Origin of the sequence: Streptomyces bugieae (assembly GCF_036352915.1) — a bacterium.
In the GTDB taxonomy this organism is placed as follows: Bacteria; Actinomycetota; Actinomycetes; order Streptomycetales; family Streptomycetaceae; genus Streptomyces; species Streptomyces endophytica.
Window position 1 is genome coordinate 1 of sequence record NZ_JAZBJP010000255.1, and the last position, 258, is coordinate 258.

Annotated in this window: 1 rRNA gene; it reads left to right on the forward strand. The window is 57.0% G+C overall.

Features of this window, described 5'->3' with window-relative positions:
- Positions 1-258 (forward strand): 23S ribosomal RNA (locus V2J85_RS41125); the annotation flags it as partial.

Here is a 258-nt window from a genome sequence, read left to right on the forward strand (position 1 = left end):
CCAGGAGGTTGGCTTAGAAGCAGCCACCCTTGAAAGAGTGCGTAATAGCTCACTGGTCAAGTGATTCCGCGCCGACAATGTAGCGGGGCTCAAGCACACCGCCGAAGTCATGTCATTGCGATATTACCCCCAACGGGGATCGTGATGGGTAGGGGAGCGTCGTGTGCCGGGTGAAGCAGCCGTGGAAACGAGTTGTGGACGGTTCACGAGTGAGAATGCAGGCATGAGTAGCGATACACACGTGGGAAACGTGTGCGC